This window comes from Stenotrophomonas sp., assembly GCF_031995405.1.
Lineage (GTDB): Bacteria > Pseudomonadota > Gammaproteobacteria > Xanthomonadales > Xanthomonadaceae > Stenotrophomonas.
Genome location: NZ_DAMAGC010000017.1, coordinates 1 through 26,553, shown reverse-complemented (window position 1 = coordinate 26,553; position 26,553 = coordinate 1). Strand labels below are relative to the sequence as shown.

General features: G+C 66.4%; 21 protein-coding genes and 1 pseudogene. 6 read left to right on the top strand and 16 right to left on the bottom strand.

What is annotated here, in order from left to right; translation table 11 throughout:
* From RTO53_RS04785 to RTO53_RS04775, 3 genes and pseudogenes are all read right to left on the bottom strand, one after another.
* Positions 1-525 (bottom strand): annotated as a pseudogene (locus tag RTO53_RS04785) (CDP-glycerol glycerophosphotransferase); the annotation flags it as partial.
* Position 526: 1 nt separating this feature from the next.
* Complete coding sequence (locus RTO53_RS04780) at positions 527-1,507, bottom strand: glycosyltransferase (RefSeq protein WP_312236733.1); 981 nt, start codon at positions 1,505-1,507, stop codon at positions 527-529.
* Positions 1,508-1,668: 161 nt separating this feature from the next.
* A complete protein-coding gene (locus RTO53_RS04775; protein WP_312236732.1) occupies positions 1,669-2,346 on the bottom strand; it encodes an HAD family hydrolase in 678 nt (225 codons plus the stop codon).
* A gap of 100 nt (positions 2,347-2,446) precedes the next feature.
* Here RTO53_RS04775 and RTO53_RS04770 point away from each other — a divergent pair, with 100 nt between their 5' ends.
* Entirely contained in the window at positions 2,447-3,424 is a 978-nt protein-coding gene (locus tag RTO53_RS04770; RefSeq protein WP_312236731.1) for a hypothetical protein, read from the top strand.
* A gap of 102 nt (positions 3,425-3,526) precedes the next feature.
* On the opposite strand, the gene RTO53_RS04765 is transcribed toward RTO53_RS04770, so the two are convergent.
* The gene (locus RTO53_RS04765) at positions 3,527-5,989 is read right to left on the bottom strand and encodes a prolyl oligopeptidase family serine peptidase (protein WP_312236730.1); all 2,463 of its coding nucleotides are present in this window, start codon (positions 5,987-5,989) and stop codon (positions 3,527-3,529) included.
* A gap of 146 nt (positions 5,990-6,135) precedes the next feature.
* Positions 6,136-6,465, bottom strand: coding sequence for a hypothetical protein (locus RTO53_RS04760; protein ID WP_256774518.1), 330 nt, complete (start codon positions 6,463-6,465; stop codon positions 6,136-6,138).
* Positions 6,466-6,706: 241 nt separating this feature from the next.
* Between RTO53_RS04760 and RTO53_RS04755 the strand changes: the two genes are divergently transcribed.
* Both RTO53_RS04755 and RTO53_RS04750 read left to right on the top strand, forming a co-directional pair.
* Entirely contained in the window at positions 6,707-7,213 is a 507-nt protein-coding gene (locus tag RTO53_RS04755) for a hypothetical protein (RefSeq protein WP_312236729.1), read from the top strand.
* Positions 7,214-7,224: 11 nt separating this feature from the next.
* A complete protein-coding gene (locus RTO53_RS04750) occupies positions 7,225-8,655 on the top strand; it encodes an XVIPCD domain-containing protein (protein ID WP_312236728.1) in 1,431 nt (476 codons plus the stop codon).
* 163 nt (positions 8,656-8,818) lie between these two features.
* On the opposite strand, the gene RTO53_RS04745 is transcribed toward RTO53_RS04750, so the two are convergent.
* Both RTO53_RS04745 and RTO53_RS04740 read right to left on the bottom strand, forming a co-directional pair.
* Positions 8,819-9,301 (bottom strand): LuxR family transcriptional regulator, encoded by a 483-nt coding sequence (locus RTO53_RS04745; RefSeq protein WP_312236727.1) that lies wholly within the window; start codon positions 9,299-9,301, stop codon positions 8,819-8,821.
* Positions 9,302-9,432: 131 nt separating this feature from the next.
* Positions 9,433-10,665, bottom strand: a complete 1,233-nt coding sequence (locus tag RTO53_RS04740) for a cytochrome P450 (RefSeq protein ID WP_312236726.1) — start codon at positions 10,663-10,665, stop codon at positions 9,433-9,435.
* Positions 10,666-11,274: 609 nt separating this feature from the next.
* Here RTO53_RS04740 and RTO53_RS04735 point away from each other — a divergent pair.
* Positions 11,275-12,051, top strand: a complete 777-nt coding sequence (locus tag RTO53_RS04735; RefSeq protein ID WP_312236725.1) for a HipA family kinase — start codon at positions 11,275-11,277, stop codon at positions 12,049-12,051.
* On the top strand, positions 12,029-12,421 hold the full coding sequence (locus tag RTO53_RS04730; protein WP_312236724.1) for a DUF3037 domain-containing protein: 393 nt from the start codon (positions 12,029-12,031) through the stop codon (positions 12,419-12,421). Before RTO53_RS04735 ends, RTO53_RS04730 begins: the two co-directional genes overlap by 23 nt.
* Before the next feature lie 9 nt (positions 12,422-12,430).
* On the opposite strand, the gene RTO53_RS04725 is transcribed toward RTO53_RS04730, so the two are convergent.
* From RTO53_RS04725 to ligA, 9 genes are all read right to left on the bottom strand, one after another.
* Entirely contained in the window at positions 12,431-12,820 is a 390-nt protein-coding gene (locus tag RTO53_RS04725) for a hypothetical protein (protein WP_312236723.1), read from the bottom strand.
* Between the two features lie 61 nt (positions 12,821-12,881).
* Entirely contained in the window at positions 12,882-13,328 is a 447-nt protein-coding gene (locus RTO53_RS04720) for a DUF4952 domain-containing protein (protein ID WP_312236722.1), read from the bottom strand.
* A gap of 121 nt (positions 13,329-13,449) precedes the next feature.
* Positions 13,450-15,966, bottom strand: a complete 2,517-nt coding sequence (locus RTO53_RS04715) for a membrane-bound PQQ-dependent dehydrogenase, glucose/quinate/shikimate family (protein WP_312236721.1) — start codon at positions 15,964-15,966, stop codon at positions 13,450-13,452.
* Between the two features lie 225 nt (positions 15,967-16,191).
* A complete protein-coding gene (gyrA, locus tag RTO53_RS04710) occupies positions 16,192-18,915 on the bottom strand; it encodes a DNA gyrase subunit A (RefSeq protein ID WP_312236720.1) in 2,724 nt (907 codons plus the stop codon).
* 339 nt (positions 18,916-19,254) lie between these two features.
* On the bottom strand, positions 19,255-20,316 hold the full coding sequence (gene mtnA / locus RTO53_RS04705; protein ID WP_312236719.1) for an S-methyl-5-thioribose-1-phosphate isomerase: 1,062 nt from the start codon (positions 20,314-20,316) through the stop codon (positions 19,255-19,257).
* A gap of 43 nt (positions 20,317-20,359) precedes the next feature.
* A complete protein-coding gene (locus RTO53_RS04700) occupies positions 20,360-21,112 on the bottom strand; it encodes a DUF3011 domain-containing protein (RefSeq protein WP_312236718.1) in 753 nt (250 codons plus the stop codon).
* 132 nt (positions 21,113-21,244) lie between these two features.
* Positions 21,245-22,189, bottom strand: coding sequence for an EF-P lysine aminoacylase EpmA (gene epmA, locus RTO53_RS04695; RefSeq protein ID WP_312236717.1), 945 nt, complete (start codon positions 22,187-22,189; stop codon positions 21,245-21,247).
* Positions 22,186-22,671 (bottom strand): GNAT family N-acetyltransferase, encoded by a 486-nt coding sequence (locus RTO53_RS04690; RefSeq protein ID WP_312236716.1) that lies wholly within the window; start codon positions 22,669-22,671, stop codon positions 22,186-22,188. The genes epmA and RTO53_RS04690 overlap by 4 nt, the downstream gene beginning before the upstream one ends.
* A gap of 16 nt (positions 22,672-22,687) precedes the next feature.
* Complete coding sequence (ligA, locus tag RTO53_RS04685; protein ID WP_312236715.1) at positions 22,688-25,177, bottom strand: NAD-dependent DNA ligase LigA; 2,490 nt, start codon at positions 25,175-25,177, stop codon at positions 22,688-22,690.
* Between the two features lie 193 nt (positions 25,178-25,370).
* On the opposite strand from ligA, the gene RTO53_RS04680 reads away from it, so the two are divergent.
* On the top strand, positions 25,371-26,483 hold the full coding sequence (locus tag RTO53_RS04680) for a pyridoxal phosphate-dependent aminotransferase (RefSeq protein ID WP_312236714.1): 1,113 nt from the start codon (positions 25,371-25,373) through the stop codon (positions 26,481-26,483).
* Positions 26,484-26,553: the final 70 nt, after the last annotated feature.

Genomic DNA, 26,553 nt, shown 5'->3' with positions numbered 1-26,553 from the left:
GGCCATTCGCAATGCGGCCGCATCCGCGCCTGGTCCGGCGAACAGTGCATCCAGCTTCGGCCAGCCGGTTTCAACCACGTTGAAGTCGCGTCGCTGCGCCGCCAGCTGCTGCAGCGGCGCGGTGGTAGCGTGCCCATGCGAGCAGTACATATCGAACAGGCCCAGCATGCGGAACTGGCCCTGCCCGGGATCGCGCTTGTGCAGATTGAGACCATGGAACAACTGCACCTGCAGACCCGGGAAGAACGGTGGAATCCGGTTGACGGTGGCATACACCGCATGCGGCCGAAACGCGTACAGCGCGCGTGCGCCGCATATCCGTTGCTCCGCCGACCGCAACTGCGCCGCAACCGCATCCGGGGCCAACCACTTCACTGTGTCACCCCGTGCGAGCGCCGCCTCGGCCAGCGGGCGCAGGATGGCGAGGGAATACTGCTCGGAGGCCAACATCACCCAGCGGCGCGGAAGCACGGGAAGGCCCGCGTCATCCATCAACGCTCCGATAGCCGGTTCGCTGTCGTCCATGTCAGGAGGTGCCCACGGCAACCTGCGCGACGCTGATCTCCGACACGGTGGCCGGCTCGTAACGTGGGAAATCGCACAGGGCAGCGACCAGGCGCTCGCGAAATGCGGCGTCGCGTTCCAGAAAGCGTGCCCGCGCGGCGCTGCCCAGCTGCGTGCACTCGCGCACGCTCAACCGCAACGCCTGCAGCACGCCCTCCTCGATGGCCGAGACCGCCACGTGGTGCCGCCGGGCCAGGCCCATCGGTGCCCCCGGCGTGCTTGCCAGCAGCAGGCCGCAGTGCGCATCAACCAGTTCATTCATCGGCGCGGCATCGGTGGTGAGCACCACCGCGCCCACGCTCATCGCCTCGGCAATCGAATGGCCGTACCCCTCCGCTTCGGAGGGACACAGGTGGAAGCGATGCGCGTTCTGCAGCCGCCGCAGCTCGGCATCATGCACATAGCCGGCATGCACCACGATATTGTGCGCACCGCCTTGCGATCGCGCGTGTCGGGCGCGCTGCACCACCGTCAGCGTCGGCCACTCCGGATGCCGCCGCCAGGTATCCAGCAGCACGGCCGTGCCCTTGGCGGTGCTGCGCCCGGCCAGATGGAAAAACGCACGCTCGCGCGGCACCGACGGATCGGAACGATCGGTGCAGGTGAAGCCGGTATAGAACGTACGGCAGCCCAGCTGCGCGAACAGGGCTTCGGCATGCCGGGTCTTGCACAACACCTGCTCGAAGCGCGGCAACAGCGGAACCCAGCCGGGCTGGAACCATTCCGGATTGGGCACCAGCAGGTTGCGCGCCGCGCAGGCCAGGGTCGGTGCATAGATGCGCTCCAGCGACAGCTGCGCATCGAAACGCCCGCGCAGCCGGCACGCCGCGCGTGACCACCATTGGCGCAGCTGGTTGCGCATGCGATGTGGGCCCAGGCCGACCGTATCCACGTCGTGCTGGGCGCGCAGCACGTCGGCCACGATCATCAGATCGCGGCTCAAGCCTGCGCCGTTGTCCCGGGTGATGACCCGCAGCCTGCCCACATCCGTGTCCTCGTTCGCTGCGGCGCCGGCGACATCGCCGACGCAGGACCTCCCTTCCCCGTCGCATCATCGGCTTACCGGGCATGCCCGTGCAAGATGGGTGAGTCGCAATGCCGGGGTCAGGCGCGCCAGGCAAGCACCTGGGCCTTCACCGCCATGGCCGCCTCGATCCGCCGCAGGCAGTCTGCCCGGGGGCTTACCAGGTACCACTGTGCACTGTTGCGCAGCAGCGGCAGATCGGCGTGGTGATCGGTGTAGGCCACCGCCCAGGGCGGTGCGAAGCCGCGCGCGGCCAGCATCGGTATCTTGTTGGCGCCCAGGCAATGCTGGTCGCTTACCCAGCCACCCCACAACGGGCGCAGCGTTGATGCAACCAGCGGCACATCACCCAGCCCACCGCGCGCCAGCAACGCCTGCGCAAGCGGTGCCCAGCAGCCGGTGGCGATCACCACGCGCGCGCCCTGGGCTTGATGCTGGCGCAGCCGTTCCACGGCGGTGGCGATGAAAAGCACCTCGCCGCTGTCGAATACGGCCTCGGCATGTGCCTCGGCCAAAGCCTCCAGACCTTGCCGGCTGCGGCCGAAGGTGGCCAGCCACACGGCAAACCGGGTCGGCAGACGCCGGGTACGCGCGGCCAGCAGCAGCGGCAACAACACCGGCACCGCCAGCAGCAGGGCCGTCAGCCGCCACGGCGCGCGCCGCAGCAGGCTCTTGAAGAAACGCGCTGCGGTCTCCCAGCGGGTCAGGGTCAGGTCGAAATCGAAGACGACCACGTCGGCATCGTTCGCGTCAGGCATCCGCGTCATTCCGTCATGCGGTGGAGCGTGGATCATAAGCGCGGACACGCGCCACGTGGCAGACTTCCGCGCAACGCCCCACGCCACGACAAGGACCGTCATGATTGTTCCCGAGTACTGGGCCGAAGCCCGGCGCGAAGTCCGGCACAACCGCAGGCAGCTGATCGTGCGCCGCTTCGGCTGGTCCGACGACAGCGTGGCCGCCGCGCAGGCACATGCCGACGCGCGCGCGCAGGAGGCGCTGCACGCCATTGCCGCTGGCCAGTCGCTGCCGCGACAGGAGCGCCGTACCAACTATGGCGTGGAAGGTGTGCCGATCCGCGAGCAGATCGTCGAACGCCATGGCGATATCGTCATTACCCGCAACAGTTACGGCGCGCTGTGCCTGAATACCCCGGACGTGCTGTTTGCCGATATCGACCATCGCCCTGCGCCGTCCGGTTGCGTCCTTTCCACCCTGCTGGCATGCGTGTTGTGGGCGGGGGTGGCCATCGCTGCCGGCAACGCATGGAACTGGGTGGTCGGTGTGACCGCGGCCAGCGCGGTGCTCATCGCGGTCAACGCCGTGGTACTGGCCGTCAAGAACGCCAACCATCGCGATGCACAACTGGAGGCACGCGCGCTGGCACGCGTCGAACAGTTCATCCGGCAGCACCCCGACTGGCACCTGCGCGCGTATCGCACCCCGGCCGGACTGCGCCTGCTGGCCATGCACGCCACCTTCTCCGCCCATGACCCTGTGGTGCAGCGCCTGTTCGAAGCCCTGCAGACCGACGCGCTCTACGCCCGCATGTGTCGGCTGCAGCATTGCTTTCGTGCGCGGCTGACACCCAAGCCATGGCGGGTGGGGATGCGTCGGCGCATTCGCCCACCGGTGGCGGCGTGGTCAGCCGAACAGGCGTTCCTGCCCGGTCGCCTGCAGTGGATCGCCGATTACGCGCACAAGACGCAGGGCCACGCGGCCTGCCGTTTCCTGCGTGCCTACGGCGACGAACGCCGCGTGGATGCCAAGGCCGAGGCGGTGCGGGCGCTGCACGATCGCGTTGCACGGGCCTACGACGCGCTGCCGCTGGGCTGAGCCGCTGCATTCGGCGTGCGTGACCGCTGCCCGATGCAAAACGGCCGCCCTTTGCGGGGCGGCCGATCCATTGCAATCAACGCCGTCAACCAACGCTCGACGTTACCGGGCGTTCTTCACGTAGGTATCGAACCAGTTGAGCATTTCATAGACCAGCTGCTCGTTGGATTCCAGCGCGGTGTACCAGTGCGGCTCATTGGGCAGCATCACCAGACGCGTGGTGCCTCCGTTGCCACGGATGGCCTGATACAGCTTGCGCGACTGGAACGGCTCGGTGCCCGGGTTGGCATCGTCCTCGCCGTGGACCAGCAGCAGGGGCAGCTTGATCTTGTCGGCATAGAAGAACGGCGAAGCCTTCAGATACACGTCCTGCGCCTGCCACACCGAGCGACGCTCGTTCTGGAAGCCGAACGGGGTGAACGTCTTGTTGTACGAGCCACTGGTGGCCACGCCCGCCTTGAACAGGGTGGTGTGCGCGATCAGGTTGGCGGTCATCAGGCCGCCATGGCTGTGCCCGGTCACGCCGATCCGGTTGCGATCCACCACGCCCAGGTCCACGGCCTTGTCCACCGCCGCCTTGGCATCGGCTTCCAGCTGTTCCAGGTAGGTGTCGTAGGCGTTCTTGGGGTCGCCCACGATGGGGAATGAGGCGTTATCGATGATCGCGTAACCGGCCAGCAGCATCAGCCGGTACGGCGCCAGGCGGGTAAAGGTCTGCTGCGATCCGGACACCTGTCCGGCCTGCGCGGCGTTGGCGAAGTCGGCCGGATAGGCGTAAAGGATCGCCGGCACGCGCTGGCCTTCCTTGTAGCCCGGCGGGGTGTACAGGGTGAAGGACAGGTCCACGCCATCGGCGCGCTTGTAGGTCACCAGCCGCTTCTGGATCTGTCGCACTTCCGGGGTCGGGTCGGTGAGCCGGGTCAGCGCGGTGGCGGTGGAGGCGTACTGCGCCTCGCCTTCCCTGGCCGCCGCTGCGCGCTCGCCCTGCTGGCGCACGAAGGCGTTCGGCGGGTCCATCACCGACTGGTGCCAGGTCAGGTAGCGGCCCGGCGTGGCGGTCAGGCCGAGCACCTGCTCGTAGGCATCGGCGTCGCTGCGGAACAGGCGCTCGGTCTTGAGCGAGCCGAGGTCCAGGCGGTCCAGGAACGGCCGGTCGCCCTGCGGCGAGGCGCCCTGCCCGCGCAGGAACACGAATGCCCCGTCCTGGCGCACCACCGACGCCCCGTTGGGCAGGCGCTTGAACACCAGGTTGCCCGGATCGGCGTACTGCTCATCGCTGGACAGATCCCACAGCAGGCGACCTTCCTTCTTCGGCTGGTCCACATCGACGATGCGGGTCTGCCGCCAGTGCCGGTTCTCATCGTTTTCGAACAGGAACGACACCGCCGGATCGGCGCTCCAGGCGATGCCTTCAAAGCGCTGTGCGGTACGGGCGATTTCCTGTGGCTTGCCGGTGAACGGCGCCTTCAGCGCCAGCACGCGATCGCGATGCGGCACGGTCACCTTCCAGTCGCCCTTGTCCAGCGCCTCGGCATAGACCAGCGTGGCCGGATCGGTGGAGCGCCAGTCGAACTCGCGCGGGCCTTCCGGCACGCCATGCACCGGCACGCGGTCGGCCAGCGGCAGGCTGGCGATCGGCGTGCTGCGGCCGGTGCCCAGATCAAGCACGGCCACGTCATTGGCGAAGCGCTGGTAGGTCACCGCGTGCGAGAACGGCGCCTTCAACGTTTCGGTCAACACGTGCACGCCATCGGGGGCGGCATTGACGCCGTCGTACAGGGCCGGCGCGCCGACATTGCGCACGCTGCCTGCGACCACGTCCACCACCGCCAGCTGTGACGCACCGTAATAGGCAAACAGCTGCTCGTCGTGGGCGCTGGTCAGCGTATCGCGCGCTTCATAGGTGCTGCTCTCGCCGCTGCTGCCCAGCGATTCCTGCACGTCCGGACCGCCCGCGCCATTGCCGCTGGACGGCGCCGGCCCCTGGTTGGGCGGTACCAGCTTCACCAGCAACTGCTGGCCACCGCCCAGCCACTGCACCGTGCCGCCGAAGATCGGGTTGAGCTGCACGTTGGGAATCTGCTTGACCTGGCCGGTCACCGCATCGCCCACCCACAACTGCACCGCGGTATCGACCGCGTTCTGGAACACGAAGCGCTGGCCGTCCGCCGACCATTGCGCCGCACCCGCGCAGCCCTGCGGCAGCGCCACCTTGGTGTGCTTGGCGGTGCCCACATCGACCAGGGTGAAATCGGCCACGCACGCCGGAATGCCATAGCCGCCCTGGGTGTCGTGGCGGCTGCGGTTCTTCGGCTCCAGGCGCACGCCGGCCAGCTTGAGGTACGGCTGGGCAACGCGCTCGATCGACGGATAGGTCTGCGCGGTGGTCAGCAGCAGGCGCTGGCCGCTGGGATCCAGGCTGGGCACGGGCGGCGGCGGTGCCTTGAGCACCTTGAGCAGGTGTTCCGGCGGCTTGTCATAGCCGGCGAAGGCCGGCGCGGCGGCCAGCAGGCCGAGCGTGGCAACGGCAACAGCCGCAGCCAGCGAGGTACGACGGATCAGCATCCTTATCCCCTTGCAGTGGTCATGAGCGCCCGCACACGGGCATGACCCGAATCTAGCACCGCTCGGGGCGATCTGAATGGGCCGGAAGGGCTATCCGCCCGACGCCGCAAAGTGGGCCACTCGACGGCGCCGGGCCACCTGCCCCGCTATTGGCGCGCGTGCAGGTCCCAGGTCACCACGTAATCCGGGTCCACCACCGTGGCCCCGGTGGAAAGCATCCGATATTCGCCCGGCTCGGCGGCCATGTAGTTGTCCAGCATCGGCGGCAGATAGCGCTCGTGCCCGTCGACATCGTCGGCCAGCACCACGCCTTCATCGAAACTGATCCGCAGCACCCGGCCGGCATATTGCTGCAGGTCCTGCACCTGACCATCGCCGCCGTAACGGGTAACCCCGACGAGTACCACCTTCCCGATCATCTGCTCGGCCTTGGGGCCATCCAAGGGCGGCATTGCGTGAGTCGCTGTGTCGTTCATGCGTGCACCTCCGCGATGTTCAAGGACATCCTAGACCAGTTGCGCGCTCTATTTCGCACGGCCGTTTCGGCTTAACCTGCGCTTCACCTGACCGGTCTTACGGTCGGCGTTCATCACGCAAGGATCGCTCATGTTGGGGTACGCACTCGCACGACCGTTGACGATCGCCCTCTGCGCGGCCTCGCTGTGCGCATGTGCACACGCGACTAGGCCTTTGCCGACTACTCAAGGACCCAAAACCATGGCATCCACTGCCTCTGACGCCGCAGCGCCGCCCACCTTCACTGCCGAACAGCTGTTGCTGGGCTTGTTGGACCTGACCAAGACCACGCATTCGACCAGCGAGCTTACGGTAGAGCGCCTGTCGGCGGCAATGAAGCAGCCGGCACAGACCTTTGGGCCGGGACACTTTGGATATGGCGGCACGCTGACACCGGAATGGGGATACGGGCTTGAAGTGAAAAAATCGGGCAGCGCTCGGACACGGCTGGACCTCGACTTCATTGACACCACATCGAAGCAGTCCGCCGCGGCAACCGGCATATGCCAGATCGGCTTTGATCGGTTCGCATCTGAACTCCAAGCGCAGGGTTTCGCGCGCGAGACGGTACGCGGCGAGCACGGCAGGGTTGCCTACGAGCAGTTTCAGCGCAACGGCATGAGCGTCATCGTGGACAGGATTGGAGAGGCGTCGACCTCGCCCCAGGAAATCGCACATGGCTGCGTTCGCCATGTGACGGTCGAATAAGGAATTTCTCGATGGTCACGCTTTCAACTGCAACGGAAAGGCTGCTAGCGGAGTTTTCCAACCAGCCGGGTGTAACCGAGGATCAAGTTTCCAATCTTCGGAGCTCGATGACCAACTCACCTGCTCTCGCCACACAGGTGGATGCGGCGATCGCGGCCGGTCATCTGCAGCACTTCGCGTTGCTGCCCGCCGGGACAAACGCTGGAGGGACGTATGACGGAGCCGGTAAAACCATCAACCTGCCGGCCTCCATCCTGACCCCCTCATCCGCGTCTACAGAGCGCAGACAGGCTGAGCTTACCTTCGTGCTTGGCCACGAGATACAGCACGGTTTCAATCACGCTGCCACCAGGAATGCCTATAGCCGGTTCGAGACCGACCTTCGCGTAGCTGCGGCAGGTGACCACGACTACACTACTGCCATAGGGCGCCTGATCTCATCAAATCGAACTGATGAAGCGAAGGCCAATCTGGCGGGGTGGAACGCTCTTGTGGGAATGGTCAAGCAAGCCAACCCTGATGCATCGCTCGCCGATATCTACAACGCCAACGTGCGTACTCAGGACATCATCAAGAGAGAGCCTGGCCCGCCAGCCACGTATATGTCGCATGCGGATATCAGGCTCAACGAAGACCTGAGCATCACCGCATCTGCTGAAAACATCGAAGGCATGGCAAAACACTACTTCGATAAATCCGCGCACCTTTCCCAGCTTGGCTACAACGGGACTTCGGACTATCGGAACTACTACGGCGCCTACGCTGTCGGTCGCGCCAGCCAGTACGAAGCACTGCGTCCCGATCCGGACGGACGTGTGCGCATGACCATCAACATGCAGCAGCTCGGCCTGCAGGAAAGCCTGCTGGAACAGAATGGGATCACGCTGGGTGCGGGGACGCCGGCGCCACAGCCCTACTACGACAGCAGCACCACGCCGCCGACGCTGCATCATTTCGACCATACCGCCGGTACGCATGCCCATGTGCCCAACGCCGCCCGGGAGTTCGCGGGGCGGCCCATCCAGGCGCCTGACATGGCCCTGTCGAATGCCGCCGACCGCGTCCTGCACGAGCAGATTCGCGACAAGGTTGCCGCCCTCGATGCCGCCAACGGACGGAGCTTCGACGCGACCAGCGAGCGCCTGAGTGCGAGCCTGCTGGTGGTCGCCAGGGAGAACGGGTTGGACCGCGTGGACCACGTGGTGCTCAGCCGACAGACCGCCGAGGCGGCCGCGGCGCAGAACATCTTCGTGGTGAAGGGAGCGCTGGACGACCCCGCCGCGCTGCGGGCGTCCACCGGTACGGCCGAAGCCGCCCAGCGCCCGGTAGCAGAAAGTCTGCAGCAGCTACAGAATACTCATCAACGCGTCGCGGAAAGCACAGAACAGGAACAGACGCAGCAGCGCACCCAGGCCCAGCAGCGCGGGGCGCTGTCGCACTAGCTGTCCAGCGGCGCCGATTGCAGGCTGGACTACTCCAGCGCTCGCGGTCTGGCGGCAAACGTGTACAAGGTGTCGCCCTGGAACATGAAAGCCGGTTGCAGGGTCATCGGGTGCGTGGCGGTGCCGCCTTTGGCCTGCGAGGCGGCCTCGGCCGGAAATGCCCTCAATCTACGGCGCGATCGAAATGTGCCGTGCGCAGCACCGGCTGGCCATCCCGGAAATACGCCTCGGTTTCGGTCAGGACCTTGCCGTCGGCGCTCACGGTGTACACGCGGGTGGAGCGCGGAATGTTCTGGTAGATGAACTGCATCACCAGCACCCCGGGGGCAGGCATCTTTCCCGCCACGCGGTCGACCGGATACGTGCCGGTGGCCGGCGCCGGCGTGCCATCGAGCGCCATGGTCGAGGCGGCCTCCAGTCGATTGCCGCTGTGCTCGACGATGGCGACACGGGAAGACCATTCGCCGCCGGCTACCTCCGCGAACGCCAGGCTGACGCTCTGCGGGCGGGCCTCCGCCGGCATCGGCAAGGTCGCCACATCTAGCGTCCAGCGCCCTGCCAGCGGAGAAGCCGCCCGAGGCGCGGCAAATGTAGAGGACGCCTGCAGCAGCACCAGTGCGAGCGATGCGGCAATGAACTTCTTCATAGGACCTCCACTGCGAACCAGGTTGACCCCTGCCTTCTAGACCCCGGCAGGGGGCCGGTCAAGACGCGCCGCACGATCCTCGTCCCACCAGGGCAGGCCAGTGGCCGCGAGCGCCACCCTCATGCGTACCCTCAACCGGGATGTGCGCGCGGCGAAACCACGCCCTTGAAATCCACGGGTATGGCAAACCCTTCCAGTTTCATCCACGGGGCCGGGTCGGCCTGGATCTGGATGTCGAAGTCACGGGTGATCAACGCACAGAAGAGCACCAGCTGTGCGTGCCCGACCGCACTGCCGATACATGCGCGCGAGGAAAACCCGAAGGGCACGTAAGCGCCCTTGTTGGGCTGACGGCGCGATGGCAGCCAGCGGTCCGGATCGAACACGTCCGGCTGATCCCAGAATTCGGGCGAATGATGCTGGTAATACGAGGACAACTCGTACGCCGCGCCCTTCTTGATGGACACCCCTTCGGCATCGATGTCGTGCCAGGCCGGGCGCCGCAACGCGAACAACCCGGGCCACACCCGGATGGTCTCCTTGATGAAGCGCGAGGTACACGGCAGCTCCCGCATCGGCAGCGTATACAGCGACTCGAGGCTGAGTGCGGTGGTCTCGTCGCGGATCCGTTGCTGCCATTCCGGGAAGCGGTGCATCGCATACAGCAGACTGGCGGCGGTGATTCCGGGCAATCCGGACATGCCAGCCAATACGGTCGATATCAGGTAAGCCACGCGGTCCACGCCGATCCGCCCGACCAGCGGCAGCAGCGACTGCAGGAAATCATCATGCGGGGTGGCATCGCGCAACCGGCTCCTGATATGGCGCACCACCGTACGCGCGGCCCTGCGCGAAAGATGGAAATTCAGCACGCGGCGGAAGAAGGTGAAATTCTGCAGCACGATGCCGCTGTACCGGGTCTTCTGCTCGCCGATCAGCGCATCGGTATCGCGCATGTCCATGCCGTCGATCAACAATGGCAGCAGCGGCTCTGAAATCGCCCACCAGCTGAGCTCGCTCAGGTCGTGAACCGCACCGCAGCGCTGCGCCAGGAAGGCGTGCATGCGGAGATACAGCGCGCGCATCTGTGCGGGTGCGGCCAGGCGACCGCCCTGTTCGCTCAACAGCGCGCGCACCTCGCGCCACGCCACCGGCGGCGCCGATCCGCGCAGACCGAGATAATCGATCAGCGAATCCGGCACCGTGTGCTGGTCGGTGTTCGCCCTGTCCACTTTCACCGCCAGGGCGGGGTCGAAAATGCCGACCACCTCATTCTGGAACGTGAGAACCGGGCCTTCCTGACGGACCCGTTCCAGCAGATCATCAATGGAGATGACCTCCGTGCCTGCACCGCGATCCGCCATATGCCCTCCGAAGCCAGGGGTGGCCTTGGACCACCCCTGGAAGTTCATGAAAACACGCGAAAACCGCTGCGCTTAGAAGATGATCCAGTAGATGTATTTCGAACGGATGCTCTGGGTCGGACTGTGCGAACGCAGATTGAGGGAAACCTGCAAGGCGCGAACAAGATTAGCCATGGTATGACTCCTTAGTTTCGTCGTGGTCCCAACATCGAATACCAGGCAAGGCTTGCCTAGCGCCCCCTTGTATCACGCAAAACCCGACGCAGCGGGAATTTCACCTTATTAAAACCCGGGAAAGCGGATTCGCCGGAATTTCACTGACGGGAACTCCTATTCAACGAGTAACTCATCACATTTTCATGGCGTTTCAGAAGCAGGCGTGGGTCGCATGGCACGGACTCGCGCCGAGCGCTGCCAAACCGTCGAATGTCACTGGCGGAAGCTCCAGGCCGCACGTGTAACGGCTCCGGGAGGAGAGCATCGCGCGCACCCGACCCTCCAGGCTCAGCGAGGGCACGACCGCCGCATGCTCTTGGAGGAATCGAATCATGCGCGCCGCTGCGCCCTCCAGTGCCTGGGCCCTTGCCGCCGCACGCTAGAATAGTCCCCATGCGAACCGTGCACGCCCTGCGCTACATCACCCCACTCCGCGAAGGCGGCTCCCTGCCCGCCGTGGTCGAGACCGACGACGAGGGCATGGTCGTGCTCAAGTTCCGTGGCGCCGGGCAAGGCCCCAAGGCGCTGATCGCCGAGCTGATCGCCGGCGAGATGGCCCGCAGCGTGGGCCTGCCGATCCCGGAGATCGTGTTCGTCGAGCTGGACCGCGAGTTCGCCCGCACCGAGCCCGATCCGGAGATCCAGGACCTGATCCGCGCCAGCGAGGGGCTCAACCTGGGTAGCGACTACCTGCCCGGCGCGATCAACTACGATCCGGCCGCGATGCCGGTGGACGCCGACCTGGCCTCGCGCATCGTGTGGTTCGATGCGCTCACCAGCAACGTGGACCGCACCGCGCGCAACCCGAACCTGATGGTCTGGCACCGCCAGCTCTACCTGATCGACCACGGTGCGGCGATGTACTTCCATCACGATTGGGCCACTGCCGGCGATGCCTGCGAGAAGCCGTTCGTGCTGATCCGCGACCACGTGCTGCTGCCGTTCGCGACGAAGATCGCCGAGGTGGATGCCGCGCTTGCCGCGTTGCTGCCCGATGCGGAGATCGAGCGCATCGTCGCGCTGGTGCCCGACGGCTGGCTGGTGGATGAGCCGCTGTTCGACAGCCCGGCGGCATATCGCCAGGCCTACATCACCTATCTCAAGCGCCGCCTGCAGGTGCGTGCCGTCTTCGTCCAGGAGGCCGTCCGTGCCCACGCTGCACACGTATGACTATGCGGTGATCCGCGTGGTGCCCCGCGTCGAACGCGAGGAGTTCATCAACGTCGGGATCATCGTGTCGTGCCCCGGCGCCAAGCACCTTGAGGCGGCGATCGAGATCGATCCGGCGCGCCTGCGTGCCTTCGCGCCAGCGTTGGATCTGGACGCGCTGCAGCCGTGGCTGGATGCGATCGTGGCGATCTGCCGCGGCGATGCCGATGCCGGTCCGATCGCCCAGCTGCCGGCGCGTGCGCGCTTCCACTTCCTCACCGCCAAGCGCAGCTCGGTGGTGCAGATGTCCAGCACCCATGTGGGCCGCACCGCCGACCCGGCCGGCGTGGTGGAGCATCTGCTCAACCGGATGGTGCGGGTGCCGCGCTAGCGCCGACGCCTACTTCGCGGCCGGCTCAGTCCAGCGGCTGGTGAGCTGGCTGCGGATCGAGGTGCGCGCGGCATTGTTCTGCGTCGGCTCGAAGCGCATCGCCTTGATGGCGTCGACCGCCCAGCCGGCGTAGGCGCCCACCGGTTTGGCGTCGATGACCTGCACATCCGTGGTGCGTCCGCGCCTGGTGATCGTGTAGGCCACCACCACCTCTTCCGCGTAGGCCACCCGCTTGGGGTCCACGTTCATGCGCGGCGTGAACGCACCGGGCGCCGGCGTCCAGTAGGTGAGGCCTTCGGCGGGCGTGAGCTCCAGCGGTGCCGCGTCCGCGGCCATCGCTGCGGGACCGAGCCCCAGGGCAAGCACGAGCAAGGTGGTGCGCAACAGGGTCTTATGCATGATCTTCCTTGTCTGCCAGTTGTACCGAACGCCCATCCTACCCGCTGACCGCCGCTGCGAACTAGGGGCTTTTCCTGATGACGCCCACGGTAATGGCGAAGCTTGGAATCTTTGCCCACTGCTCGCGCGGATGATGCAGCGATTCCACGCCCATCCCGATTTCATAGGCGACGCTGCCCGCCCCCGCGCGCCAGACGTGAGGCGCGCCACTGCTCCAGCCGCAGCACAGGTAGGCCAGCGCGGGCATGCCGAAGGTCTGCTGCAGGTAGGTTTCAACGTCCGCTGCGGACGCGCCGCCGACCCGGTAGTGGGCCGTCATCGGCTGCAGGTAGGACGCGTCGTCCTGCTCGCAGCCGAGATACTCGACGGTGTCCGGCTTGCGTCCGATGGCCTGCAGAAAATCCTGGCAGTCCGTATCGGGTCGTGCCAGGCCCTCGAGGCGGCCGTTCGCGTCCCAGTCGGCCAACGCCTCGGCCGACGTCCGCGCGCTGACGACATCAACGGTCAATGCCAACACGCACCACAGGGACCCCAGTAGGCAACGCGCGGCTCTGGTCGTGCTCATGGTCGTTGGCGATAGCGTGAAGTGACCGCATCGTAATCGATACGGTCACTCCTGCCCTCGTCATTTACTTCGGCAGCGCGTAGGCGATCACGTAATCGCCCGCCGGCGTTTCCATGAAGTGATGCCCGCCGGCCATGATCACCACGTACTGGCGCCCACCGAACTCGTAGATCATCGGGTTGGCCTGGCCGCCGGCCGGCAGCTTGGCGTGCCACAGTTCCTTGCCGGTCTTCAGATCGATGGCGCGCAGCAGGTCATCGGTAGCCGCCGCAATGAAGATCAGGCCGCTGGCGGTGACCACCGAACCCCCGTTGTTGGGCGTGCCGATCTCGATCGGCAGGCCCGAACGGATACCGAACGGCCCGTTGCCACGCGCGCTGCCGAACGGGCGGTCCCACAGGGTCTTGCCGGTGCGCAGATCCACCGCGCGGATGCCGCCGTAGGGCGGCTGCTTGCACAGCAGCTTGGTAAACGGCAGGCGCCAGCCGGCATTGACGTCGATGGCGTACGGCGTGCCGATCTGCGGATCGCCTGCACCTTCAGCGCCGCCCTTGTCGGCACGCACATCCTCGCGCGGCACCCAACCCAGCTTGTCGGCCTTGGCGCGCGGTACCAGCAGGTTGTAGTTGGGCATGTCGTTGTAATTGGCCACGATCACCCCGCGACGCGGATCGACCGCGACGCTGCCCCAGTCCGAGCCACCGTTGTAGCCGGGGTATTCGATGGAATGACGATCCGCCTCGGGCGGGGTATAGAAGCCCTGGTAGCTGGCCTTGCGGAACTGGATGCGGCACACCAGCTGGTCGATCGGGGTGATGCCCCACATGTCGCGCTCGGTGAGGTCCGGCTTGCGCAGGGTGTGGTACAGCGAGAACAGCTGGGTCGGCGAGCGCTGTTCCGGCTCGACGCCGCCGGTGGGCACCTTGCGCTCCTCGGCCGGGGTCAGCAACTGGCCGGTACGGCGGTCGAGCACGTACATGTCGCCCTGCTTGGTCGGCAGCAGCAGCGCCGGCACCTTGCCGGCGGCGGTCGGGTAATCGATCAGGGTCGCCTGCGAGCCCATGTCGTAGTCCCACACATCCTTGCGCACGGCCTGGAAATGCCAGACCGGCTTGCCGGTGTTGACGTCGATGGCCACCAGCGAGGTGGCGTACTTGTTCTGGTTTTCGGTGCGCGAGCCGCTCCAGTAGTCGCCGGCCGAATTGCCCATCGGCAGGTAGACCAGGCCGAGCTGGTCATCGCCGGTGGCGGTGGTCCACATGTTCGGGGTGCCGCGGGTGTAGGTCTTGCCCTGCGCGGGCAGGCCGGTCAGCGCCGGCTGGTCCATGTCCCAGGCCCAGCGCAGCTTGCCGGTCACCGCGTCGTAGGCCTGGATCACCCCGGACGGCGCATCGCGACGCTGGCCGTCGAGCACCTGGTGACCGGTGACGATCACGCCCTGCACGATCGCCGGCGGCGAGGTGATGGACACATAGCCGGCCGGGCTGTCGCCCATGCCCAGGGTGATGTCGACCTGGCCGTTGTTGCCGAAGCCGGCGCACGGCTTGCCGGTGGCGGCATCCACCGCGATCAGGCGTCCGTCCAGGGTGCCTTCGATGATGCGTGCCGAGCAGGCGCTGCGCGGCAGCTGGGTGAGCACGGGCACGCCCGGTGCGGCGTTGGCCAGGTCGGCGGCCACGTCGGCATCGGCACTGGCCTGTGCGGTGGCCGGTACCTCGTAGTACGACACGCCACGGCACGCGGCCGTGTACGGAATCGACTTGTCCTTGATCCTGGGATCGAAGCGCCAGCGCTCGGTGCCATCGGCCGCGTTCAACGCGACGAGCTGGTTGCGCGCGGTGCACAGGTACAGGCTGTCACCGACCTTGAGCGGCGTGGTCTCCGCGCCCCAGCGCTTCTCGGGCAGGTCGTCGGTGCGGAACAGCCAGGCCTGCTCCAGCTTGCCGACGTTGTCCGGGGTGATCTGCTGCAGCGGGGAGAACCGCGTAGCCGCGTTGTTGCGCCCGTACGCCGCCCAGTCGCTGTCGGCCGGCTTGTCGGCCGGTTGCAGTGGCGCCTCCGAGGTGGGGGTCAGCCCGACGCTGGTCATCGGCTCGGGGAAGTCACCGCTGGCGGCGGTGATGCCGTGCGGCACGAAAGCCAGCACGAATGCCGCCACGAACACCACCGCCAACCCGCCGGCGAGGCTGCGCGACAGCTTGCGCGATACCGGGCGGTCCAGCGTGGGCAGCAGCAGCGACAGCACGAAACCGATGCCGACGATCAGCCCCAGCCGAGGCACCCAGCGCCAGTAATCGCTGCCGGATTCCCACCACGTCCACAGCAGCGTGCCCACGAAGACCAGGCCGAACCAGAGCGCGCCGGCACGCCGATTGCCCCACAGCAGCACGCCGGACACCAGCAGGCCGACACCGGCCAGCACGTAGTACCAGGAGCCACCGAGGCTGGCCAGCCACGCGCCCAGGCCGCCCAGCACCAGGCCGAGCAGGATCAGCACGATCGACAGGAGGGTGATCAGTCCGTGGCGCGTGCGCCGGACTGTCGCGGTGGGTTCGGGGGGCGTGACGGGGGAGGCGGACATCGTGGTCTCCAATCAAGGCGGCCGGAACGAGGCCCGGCCATTGGTGGAATGCCATCGCGGACGCAGTTGTCCGCTGGTTCGGGAGCCGTTATCCCACCGTCGCCGTGAAGTGCATGCGTTCTTTCAGCGGGCCGCCATGATCGGCAAGCTGCGGGCCACGACCTGCGCAAATGACGACGCCGGCACAAGGCCGGCGTCGTCGTGGTACTGCACTATTGGCGAAGATCAGCCCTGCGGCGTCTCGTCGCTGGCCGGCGCCGCGGTATCCGGCGCGACGTCGGCCACGGCCGCCACCACATCCACTACTGCTTCGTCTTCTTCGATCGAGGCATCCATGCGTTCGACCGCCTGGAGCTTCTCGTCCTTGGACAGACGGATCAGGGTCACGCCCTGGGTGTTACGACCCACGCGGCTGATTTCCGAACCACGGGTACGCACCAGGGTGCCGCCATCGGAGATCAGCAGCACTTCGTCGGCCGCGCCCATCAGCACCGCGCTGACCAGCTTGCCGTTGCGCTCGGTGGTCTGAATGCCGATCACGCCCTGCGTACCACGTCCCTTGCGCGGGTAGTCCGGCAGCGGCGTGCGCTTGCCATAGCCGTTCTCGGTGGCGGTCAGGATGTACAGCACGCTGTCGTCATCGGCACCGTTCTCGATCACGGCATCGCCGTTTTCGATCACCGTCTCTTCGACGTTGCCGTCTTCCTCGTTCTCGTCCTCGTTGCCGCCAGCACTCTCGGCCACGATCAGGCTGACCACTTCCTCACCCTTGGGCATCTTGATGCCGCGCACACCGGTGGCGGTACGGCCCATCGAGCGGACCTTGTCTTCACCGAAGCGCACGGTCTTGCCGTTGGAGGCGAACAGCAGGATGTCGCGCTCGCCATCGGTCATGCCGACGCCGACCAGCGCATCGCCCTCGTCCAGGTTGATCGCGATCTTGCCGCGCGCCAGGCGGAAGGCGAACTCGCTGAGCGGGGTTTTCTTGACCGTGCCGTTGCGGGTGGCGAAGAACACGAACTGGCGTTCGGCGTACTCGCGCACCGGCAGCACCGCCTGCACCCGCTCACCGGGTTCCAGCGGAATCCAGTTGATGATCGGGCGGCCACGCGCGTTGGAGCCGGCTTCGGGCAACTGGTGCACCGGCAGCCAGAACACCTTGCCGGCGCTGGTGAAGGTCAGCAGCGTGTCGTGGGTGTTGACCAGCCACAACTGCTCGATGAAATCCTCTTCCTTGGTCGACGCCGCGCTGCGGCCACGGCCACCGCGACGCTGTGCGCGGTAGGCGCTGACCGGCTGGCGCTTGACGTAGCCGGCATGCGACAGGGTAACCACCACGTCTTCCGGGGCGATCAGGTCGAGGATGTCCAGGTCTTCTTCGCTGTGGCGGATCTCGGTGCGGCGCTCGTCGCCGAACTCGGTCCGCACGTTGATCAGCTCTTCGCGGATCACCTGCAGCAGGCGGTCCGGATCTTCCAGGATGTGGATCAGCCCGGCGATGGTTTCCAGCAGCAGCTTGTACTCATCGGTCAGGCGCTCCTGCTCCAGCCCGGTGAGGCGGTGCAGGCGCATTTCCAGGATCTGGGTGGCCTGGATCTCGGTCAGCCGGTAGCCGCCTTCGATCAGGCCCACGCCCTTGGGCAGGTCATCCGGACGCGAGGCTTCGGCACCGGCGGCGCCGAGCATCGACCCGACCAGGCCCGGTTCCCACAGGCGGGCGAGCATGCGTTCGCGCGCCTCGGTGGGGTTGGGCGAGGTCTTGATCAGTTCGATCATCTCGTCGATGTTGGCCAGCGCGACGGTCAGACCTTCCAGCACGTGTGCACGGGCACGCGCCTTGCGCAGCTCGAACACGGTGCGGCGGGTGACCACTTCGCGGCGATGGCGAACGAACGCCTCGAGCATCTGCTTGAGGTTCATCAACTGCGGGCGGCCATCGACCAGCGCCACCATGTTGATGCCGAACACCGACTCCATCTGGGTCTGCTGGTAGAGGTTGTTCAACACAACTTCCGCCGACTCGCCGCGCTTGATCTCGATGAAGATGCGCATGCCGTCCTTGTCGGACTCATCGCGCAGCTCGCTGATGCCTTCGAGCTTCTTTTCCTTGACCAGCTCGGCGATCTTCTCGATCAACCGGGCCTTGTTCACCTGGTACGGGATCTCGGTGACGATGATCGATTCGCGGCCGTTGTCGGCCACTTCGACCTCGGCCTTGGCGCGGATGCGCACCCGGCCACGCCCGGTCCGGTAACCGGCGACGATGCCGGCGGTCCCGTTGATGATGCCCGCGGTCGGGAAGTCCGGGCCCGGGATGTATTCCATCAGGCCGTCGACGTCGATCTCGGGGTTGTCGATCAGCGCGATGCAGGCGTTGATCGACTCGGTCAGGTTGTGCGGCGGGATGTTGGTGGCCATGCCCACCGCGATACCGGCCGAACCATTGACCAGCAGGTTCGGGAACCGGGTCGGCATGACCGTCGGCTCCAGTTCCTTTTCGTCGTAGTTGGGCTGGAAATCGACGGTTTCCTTGTCCAGGTCGGCCATCAGCTCATGGGTGAGCCGCGACATGCGCGCTTCGGTGTATCGCATCGCAGCGGCGGAGTCGCCGTCGACCGAACCGAAGTTACCCTGGCCATCCACCAGCATGTAGCGCAGCGAGAACGGCTGCGCCAGGCGGACCAGGGTGTCGTACACCGACTGGTCGCCATGCGGGTGGTACTTACCGATGACGTCACCGACGATACGCGCCGACTTGAAGTAAGGCTTGTTGGCGTGCGCGTTGAGTTCACTCATCGCAAACAGCACGCGACGATGCACCGGCTTGAGGCCATCGCGCGCATCCGGGAGTGCGCGGCCCACGATCACGCTCATCGCGTAGTCGAGGTAACTCTTGCGCATCTCGTCTTCCAGGTTGACCTGGATGATTTCCTTGGCGGTTTCTGCCATTCGGGTTCCGTTGTCTGGGTGCGGTCCAGTCCGCCGCGCCAGCCCTTTCGGGGCGGCCGCGTCGGAATCTCGATTAACCGTTGGATTCTATCACAACGGCCCGTTTCCCGCCTGCTTTTGCGGGGGTTTTACCGGCAAGAATCAGGAACTTACGGGGCCGTTGCAGGGTGCTGGGCACCGACGGAGGAAAACGCCCGGCCGGACCGCACACCCTTCGGGGCGTGCGTGGAGCCGGCCAGCGGCCGGCACTACCGCATCGGCGGACCATGGACGGGATCCGCCGTTGATGGCGGGCCGGCCGGCGGCCGGCCTGCCCAGGTGGTGGCGCGGCCGGAGGGCTCAGCCGAACGCGGCGCGCATGTTCGTGGTGTTCGGGCTCAGGATGACCCCGCGCTCGGTCACGATGGCGTCGATCAGGCTGCCCGGGGTGACGTCGAACACCGGGTTCCAGGCGGCGATGCCCTCGGCCACGGTCCGCGTGCCCCCTACCCCGTACAGCTCGCCCGGATCGCGCTGTTCGATCTCGATCTGGTCGCCGTCGGCGGTGTCCATGTCCACCGTGGAGGACGGCGCCACCACCATGAACTTGACCCCATGGTGACGGGCAGCGATGGCCAGCTGGTAGGTGCCGATCTTGTTGGCGGTATCGCCATTGGCGCAGATCCGGTCGGCGCCGACGATCACCCACTGCACCGCGCCGGTCTTCATCAGGTGCGAGGCGGCCGAGTCGGCGATCAGGGTGGCGTCGATGCCGTCCTGCTGCAGCTCCCACACAGTCAGGCGTGCGCCCTGCAGCCACGGCCGGGTCTCGCCGGCAAAGACTTTGGCGATGCGGTGCTGGGCCATCCCGGCGCGGATCACGCCCAGGGCGGTGCCGAACCCGGCAGTGGCCAGCGAGCCGGTATTGCAGTGGGTCAGCACGCCGCTGCCGGCGTCGATCAGGCCGGCCCCCAGCGCGCCCATGTGGCGGTTGGCGGCCAGGTCTTCCTCGGCGATGGCCTGGGCTTCGTTGGCCAGCACCTGCTGCCAGTCCGCGCCGGCCGGGGCCAGTACGCGGCGCATGCGCGCCAGTGCCCAGGCCAGGTTGACCGCGGTCGGGCGCGAGGCATTGAGGCGCTGCAGCGCCGGCTCCAGCCTGGCCAGCGCCTGGGCGCCGTCATCGGCCTGCACGGTGCGTGCCGCCAGCACCACGCCCCACGCCGCGGCGATACCGATCGCCGGCGCGCCGCGCACGGTGAGGGCGTGGATGGCGTCGGCCACTGCATCGCTGTCGCGGCATTCCACGTGCTCCACCACGAACGGCAGCTTGCGCTGGTCCAGCAGTTGCAGGGAATCGCCGGTCCACAGGATCGGGCGGATGTGGTCGTAACGGGCGTAGTCGATGTCGGTGGATGCGTTCATCGCATCATTGTAGCGGCGCGCCCGCGTACCGCCATATCGGGGCTCAGTTGACCTGGAACTCGGCCCGGCAGCCGTTGTCGACCCACACCCCGCGCGCGTCCCAGCCCCAGCCGCGACCTTCTTCGCAGGCGCTGCCGGACAACTGCCTGGACAGGCGCACGCCCTTGCTGATGGTGGCCCCGCAGAAGCGGCGCTGGCGCGACTTGGACTCGCACACCAGCGTGCGCGGCACGTCCAGGAAACCGGAGCCATCGGTGGCGCCCACTTCGAAATCGCCCTGACAGCCGCGCGTCACCCACACTTCATTGCGGCGCACGCCCCAGCTGTGGCCTTCGCGGCATGGCATCGACGACAGCTGGCGCAGCAGGCGGACCGGCGCGCCCTGCAGCACGACGGGGCAGTTCTGCGGGCGTCCATTGGATTCGCAGCGCAGCACGCGGCGCACCTTGCGATCGCCGGTATCGGCGTTGTTGCCCGCCACGCGGCTGCGGAACTCGGCACGGCAGCCCAGGGTCACCCACACGCCGGAACGGTCGGTACCCCATTCGGTACCGCGGATGCAGCTGTTGCTGGACAACTGGCGGACCAGATCGACGCCGTTGGCGACCGGCATGTCGCAGTGCACCCATTCCATGTCGCGCGACTGGCAGCGCACCACCTGGCCGGCATACCCGGTCTCGGCGGCGCTGGCGGCGGTCACCGGCAGCACGGCGCTGCACAACACCAGCGTCCACAACGTCCACGTCCAGCGTGGCGCGCTCCACAGCGGCAGGTCTGCAACTTCCAACAGCTTCATCAACACAGTCCCCGCCGCACATGAACGATCACATGACCAGCTTGGGTCATGCAGTGTGATCAGAGCATCATCGTGCAGGCCGCGCAAGACACCCGTGCGTCGAAAAATGCCGCCAATGGCTGGCAAAACCGTTCAGGCATGCGCGAAGTCGATGGCCAGTACATCGCCAATTCGATGGGTGCGGTTCAGCGCCATCAACAAGCGGTCAACGCCGACCGCCACACCGGCGCAATCGGGCAGCGCCGGCAGGGCCGCCAGCAGCGGCTCGTCCAGCGGCGGCAGCACATCGCCGCGCGCACGGCGGGTGGCCAGGTCGCCTTCGAAGCGCGCGCGTTGTTCAGCTGCATCGTTCAGCTCGTGATAGCCGTTGGCCAGCTCCACCGCGCCCAGGTACAGCTCGAAGCGCTCGGCCAGCGGCGGCATGCCCGGGCGCACGCGCGCCAGCGCCGCCTGGCTTGCCGGCCAGTCATGCACCACCGTCATCGTGTCGTCATCGAAACCCGGTTGGATGCAGTGGGTCATCAACAGGTCGAGCCAGTCGTCGCGGGTGAGCCCATCGGCATCGATGCGGATGCCGGCCAGCGGTGCCTGCAGCTGTTCCAGCCCGGCATCGAAGGGGTCCACGCCCAACGCCTGTCGGTACAGACCGCGGTAGTCGATGACGCGCAGCGTGGCGGTGCGCTGCACCAGGGCCAGCGCGGCGCGGACCAGCGCGGCGGTTTCCTCGATCAGGCGATGGTGGTCCCAACCGACCCGGTACCACTCCAGCATGGTGAACTCGGGGTTGTGGCGACCACCGGCCTCGCCATTGCGGAACACCCGGCCCAGCTCGTAGCAGTCGCCGACGCCGGCGGCGAGCAGGCGCTTGAGCGGGTACTCCGGCGAGGTACGCAGCCAGCGCTGCGCACTGCCGGCATCGACATGACCGCTGAAGCGGGTGTGGAAGCTGTCGATGTTCGGCTCGGTGTTGCCGGCCGCCGACAGGATCGGGGTTTCCACTTCGAGCACGTCGCGTTCGGCGAAGAAGGCGCGGATGAGCGCGTTGAGCGCGGCCCGCTGGCGCAGCGCGGTGATCATGCGCGTGCGTCCTTGAGCCGCTCGGCCAGTGGCAGGGTCAGCAGATCGCGGGTGTCATCGACGTAGCCGGTGGCCAGGTACAGCCGCCGCGCCAGTTCATTGTGGTGGTTCACTTCCAGCCGCATGCGCTCCACGCCGCGTGCGTTGGCGCGCTGCTCGAGCACGGCCAGCGCCTGTTTGCCGCGGCCACGGCCGCGCGCGGCATGGCTGAGATACAACTCGTCCAGCAGCGCGAAATGACCGCCCTGCTCCAGGCTGAAGCCCATCGCCAGCGCGGCGTAGCCGACCACGCTGCCATCTTCGGACAGCCACAACAGCACTTCACCGTTGCGCGGTTCTTCCAGCAGGGCGGCCAGTGCGCGGCGCACGCGCGCAGTGTCGAAGTCCAGCTTGTCCTCGGTGTAAAAATCGCGCATCAACCCGATCAGCAGTTCGGTATCGGCGACGGTGGCCACGCGGAAATCCAGCGGTGCGGTCTGCATGCGGTCTCTCTCTCTCTCAGTGCTGTGCGAGGAAGGCGACCAGACGGTCTTCGTCCCAGACATCGATGCCCAGTTCTTCGGCCTTGGTCAGCTTGGATCCGGCCTCGGTGCCGGCGACCACGAAGGCGGTCTTCTTCGACACGCTGCCGGCAACCTTGGCGCCCAGCGCTTCCAGCTTTGTCCTGGCTTCATCACGGGTCATCTGCGACAGCGTGCCGGTCAGCACCACGGTCTGTCCGTCGAGCGGACCGACGGCCTGTTCGGCCTGTTCCGGCGCGCGTGCCAGCAGCTGCTGGCGGTACTGCTCGGCCTTGAGCAGCATCGGACCGTGGCCCTCGCGGTCCAGCCAATCGGCGAGGCCGAGCGCCACCTCGTTGGGCAGCCCGGCGGCGACGAAGCGCACCGGCTCGGCGTCCAGCACCGCGGCGGCATCGGGCAGCATGCCGGCCAGCTTTTCAGCGCGCAGGCGGGTGATGCCCGGGATCTCGGCCTCTACCAGCAGCTGGGCGAAATCCAGTCCGTCACGCAACTTCGCCGACGGGGGATGGGTGTCGCCGATGCGCACCTGGCCGACCTGCAACAGGGCGTCGATCGCCTCCTGGTTGCCGGGCTGTTCGAAGAAATGGCCGAGCGAACGCGCTACTTCGCCACCGATATCCGGCACGCGCTTGAACAGCGGCCACGGCAGATGGCGAATCAGCTCCAGATCGCCGAACCAGATCGCCAGTGCCTTGGCGGTGCTTTCACCCACATGCTCGATCCCGAGCGCGAACAGCAGACGCTCCAGCGTGGTGTCACGGCTGGCGTCGATCGCAGCGATGAGGTTGTCGGCCCACTTGGTCGCGATCTTCTTCGTGTTCCAGGTGAACGCCGCCGGCATCGCCAGCGCACGCGCGCGCCAGCCCTCGTCATTGCCGTCCAGCTGCAGGATGCCGCGCAGGTACTCGCCACTGCCTTCGGGCGGCAGGTGCAGGCCGATCTGCGCGGCCAGCGCCTCCGGCGATTCGGCATCGAGCACCAGCTTGAGCTGCAGCAGCTGGTCGCGGGTGATCCGGTACAGGTCGGCCACCCCGCGCACGATGCCGGCGTCGACCAGGGTTTCGATGTACTTGCCGCCGAGGCCGTCGATATCCATGGCGCGGCGGGAGGCGAAGTGCGCGATCGCTTCCTTGCGCTGCGCCGGGCAGCTCAACTCGCCCGAGCAGCGCCACGCGGCGGCATCTTCCTCGCGCACGATCTCCGAACCGCACACCGGGCAGTGGCTGGGCATGCGCCATGGCGTGGTGCCCGCCGGACGGCGGTCGGCAATCACGCTGACCACTTCGGGAATCACATCGCCGGCACGGCGCACGATCACCGTATCGCCCACGCGCACGTCCAGCCGCTCGATCTGGTCGGCGTTGTGCAGGGTGGCGTTGGAGACGATCACCCCGGCTACCGCGACCGGGTTCAGGCGCGCCACCGGGGTGGCCGCGCCGGTGCGGCCGATCTGGATCTCGATCGCCTCCACCGTGGTGGTCTGTTCCTGCGCGGGGAACTTGTGCGCGATCGCCCAGCGCGGGGCGCGCGAGACGAAGCCCATCTGTTCCTGCTCATCAAAGCTATCGACCTTGTAAACCACGCCATCGATATCGAAATTCAGCCCGTCACGCAAGGATCCGACCTTTTCGTAGTACTCAAGCAACGACTCGGTGCCAATGACTCTTTTAGCGAGATGCGAGACCTCAAAGCCGTAGCTTCGCAACAACATCAGCCCATCAAAGTGAGAGTCGACTAGCCTAGAGTCACCCTTTTCGAAAAAGTCCAGCTCAACCTCGACCACCCCTAAACCATAAGCAAAGAATGCTAGTGGCCTATTAGCAGTGACTTTAGAATCTAGCTGGCGGATCGAGCCAGCCGCTCCGTTTCTAGGGTTTGCAAGAACCTTCCCATCTTCTCTGCGAGCTCGCTGGTTATAGGCCTCAAAGCCCTTCCGCGGCATGTAAACTTCTCCGCGAACCTCCAAGACCGCCGGAAATTGCTTACCAGAGAGCTTCTTGGGAACATCGTTAATAGTGCGCACGTTGGCGGTGACATCTTCGCCAACGGTACCATTTCCTCTCGTCACGGCTTGTACAAGCTCACCATGTTCATATCGAAGGCTCATGGCAAGCCCATCAATCTTTGGCTCAGTCGCGTACACAACAGCAGACTTTCCAAGTCTCCGTTCGATGCGCCTAGCAAACTCCAGCACCTCCTGGGCCGAAAAAGCATTGTCCAAGGACAACATCGGCAGCTGATGCATGACCTTTCGAAATGAACGCTTTACGCCGCCGCCAACCCGGTGAACTGGCGAATCCACGACGATGAGTTCGGGGTAATCAGACTCGATCTGAATTAACTCTCGTACTAGAGCGTCGTACTCAGCGTCCGTCATGATCAAATCGTCCGCCTCCTCATAGGCATCAGATGCCTTGCTCAGGAGCAAGCGAAGTGCTGCGGCGCGGTCTGCTATGGTGGTTTTCATGGAACACTGGCTGATGTTGCGGCGTACGAATTCTACAATTTTCCTTCGTTCAGCCGATATGAAACTGTTCTGGATTGAGCGAACCTGAGGCTACGCGCATTGGCTGCCAAAGCGGGGATCTCCGCACCCACTTGCCCGCGGCGCTTTGGGCCACTAGCGTGCGGGCATTGCCCCACCTTCGGTGTTTTCTGCGATGTCACCGCTGCTGCTCCCCCGCCGCGCGTTCCTGCAACTGGCCGGCACCAGCCTGGCCCTGTCCGGGCTGGGCCTGTCCACCGCAGCCGCCACCCCGCGCGTTGCGGCAGTGCCCGGCCCGGTGTTGCTGAACTTCAATGAATGCCCGTATGGCCCGGCACCGGCAGCCCAGATCGCCGCGCGCGATAGCGTCGCCGGCAGCGGCCGTTACCTGTTCGCGCTGGCCGGCGAGCTGCGCGATGTGTTTTCCGGGCAGGAGGGGCTGGACAAGGACCACGTGCGGCTGTATCCGGGCTCCAGCGAACCGCTGAACCGGGCGGCGATCCTGTGGACCTCGTCCAGCGCCGGGCTGGTGGTCGCCGACCCCACCTTCGAAGCGCTCGGCGACCTGGCCGCCGCGCGCGGTGCGACGGTGGCCAAGGTCCCGCTGCGCGAGGACGGCGCCCATGACGTCCGCGCGATGGCTGCGGCGGCAGCACGGATCAACGCCGGGCTGCTGTACCTGTGCAACCCCAACAACCCGACCGGCTCGATCACCCCGGCCGCGGACATTGCCTGGCTGCTGGCCAACAAGCCCCGGCAGACCCGCGTGCTGGTGGACGAGGCCTACCTGCAGTACAGCGGGCAACGCTCGGTGATCGCCCAGGTGATGCAGCGCGACGATGTCATCGTGCTGCGTACCTTCTCCAAGCTGTACGGCATGGCGGGGCTGCGCCTGGGCGTAGCTGCCGCGCACCCGGACCGGTTGAAGGAGTTGGCCAGCCTGGGCGACAACCCGTTGCCGGTGACCGCGTTGGCAGCCGGTCTGGCGAGCCTGCGCGCGCCGACGCTGGTGGCCGAACGCAAGGCCGAGAACGCGCGCGTGCGGCAGGCCACGGTCGATTGGCTGGGCGCGCGTGGTTTTGGTTGCGTAGCGTCCGAAGCGAATTGCTTCGTGGTCGATGTAAAGCGCGACGGCACCGCGTTCACCGCCGCAATGGCCGAACGTGGCGTGGTCATCGGCCGCAGCTGGCCGATCTGGCCGCAACGGGTTCGGGTGACGGTGGGCACCGCGGCGGAGATGGTGCGATTCCGCGAGGCATTCGCGGCCGTGGTGGGCGCTTCGTCCTGACAGTCCGCGCAGCCGAGCATGGCTCGGCTCTACCCCCGCCGCACCTCACCGGTAGAGCCGAGCCATGCTC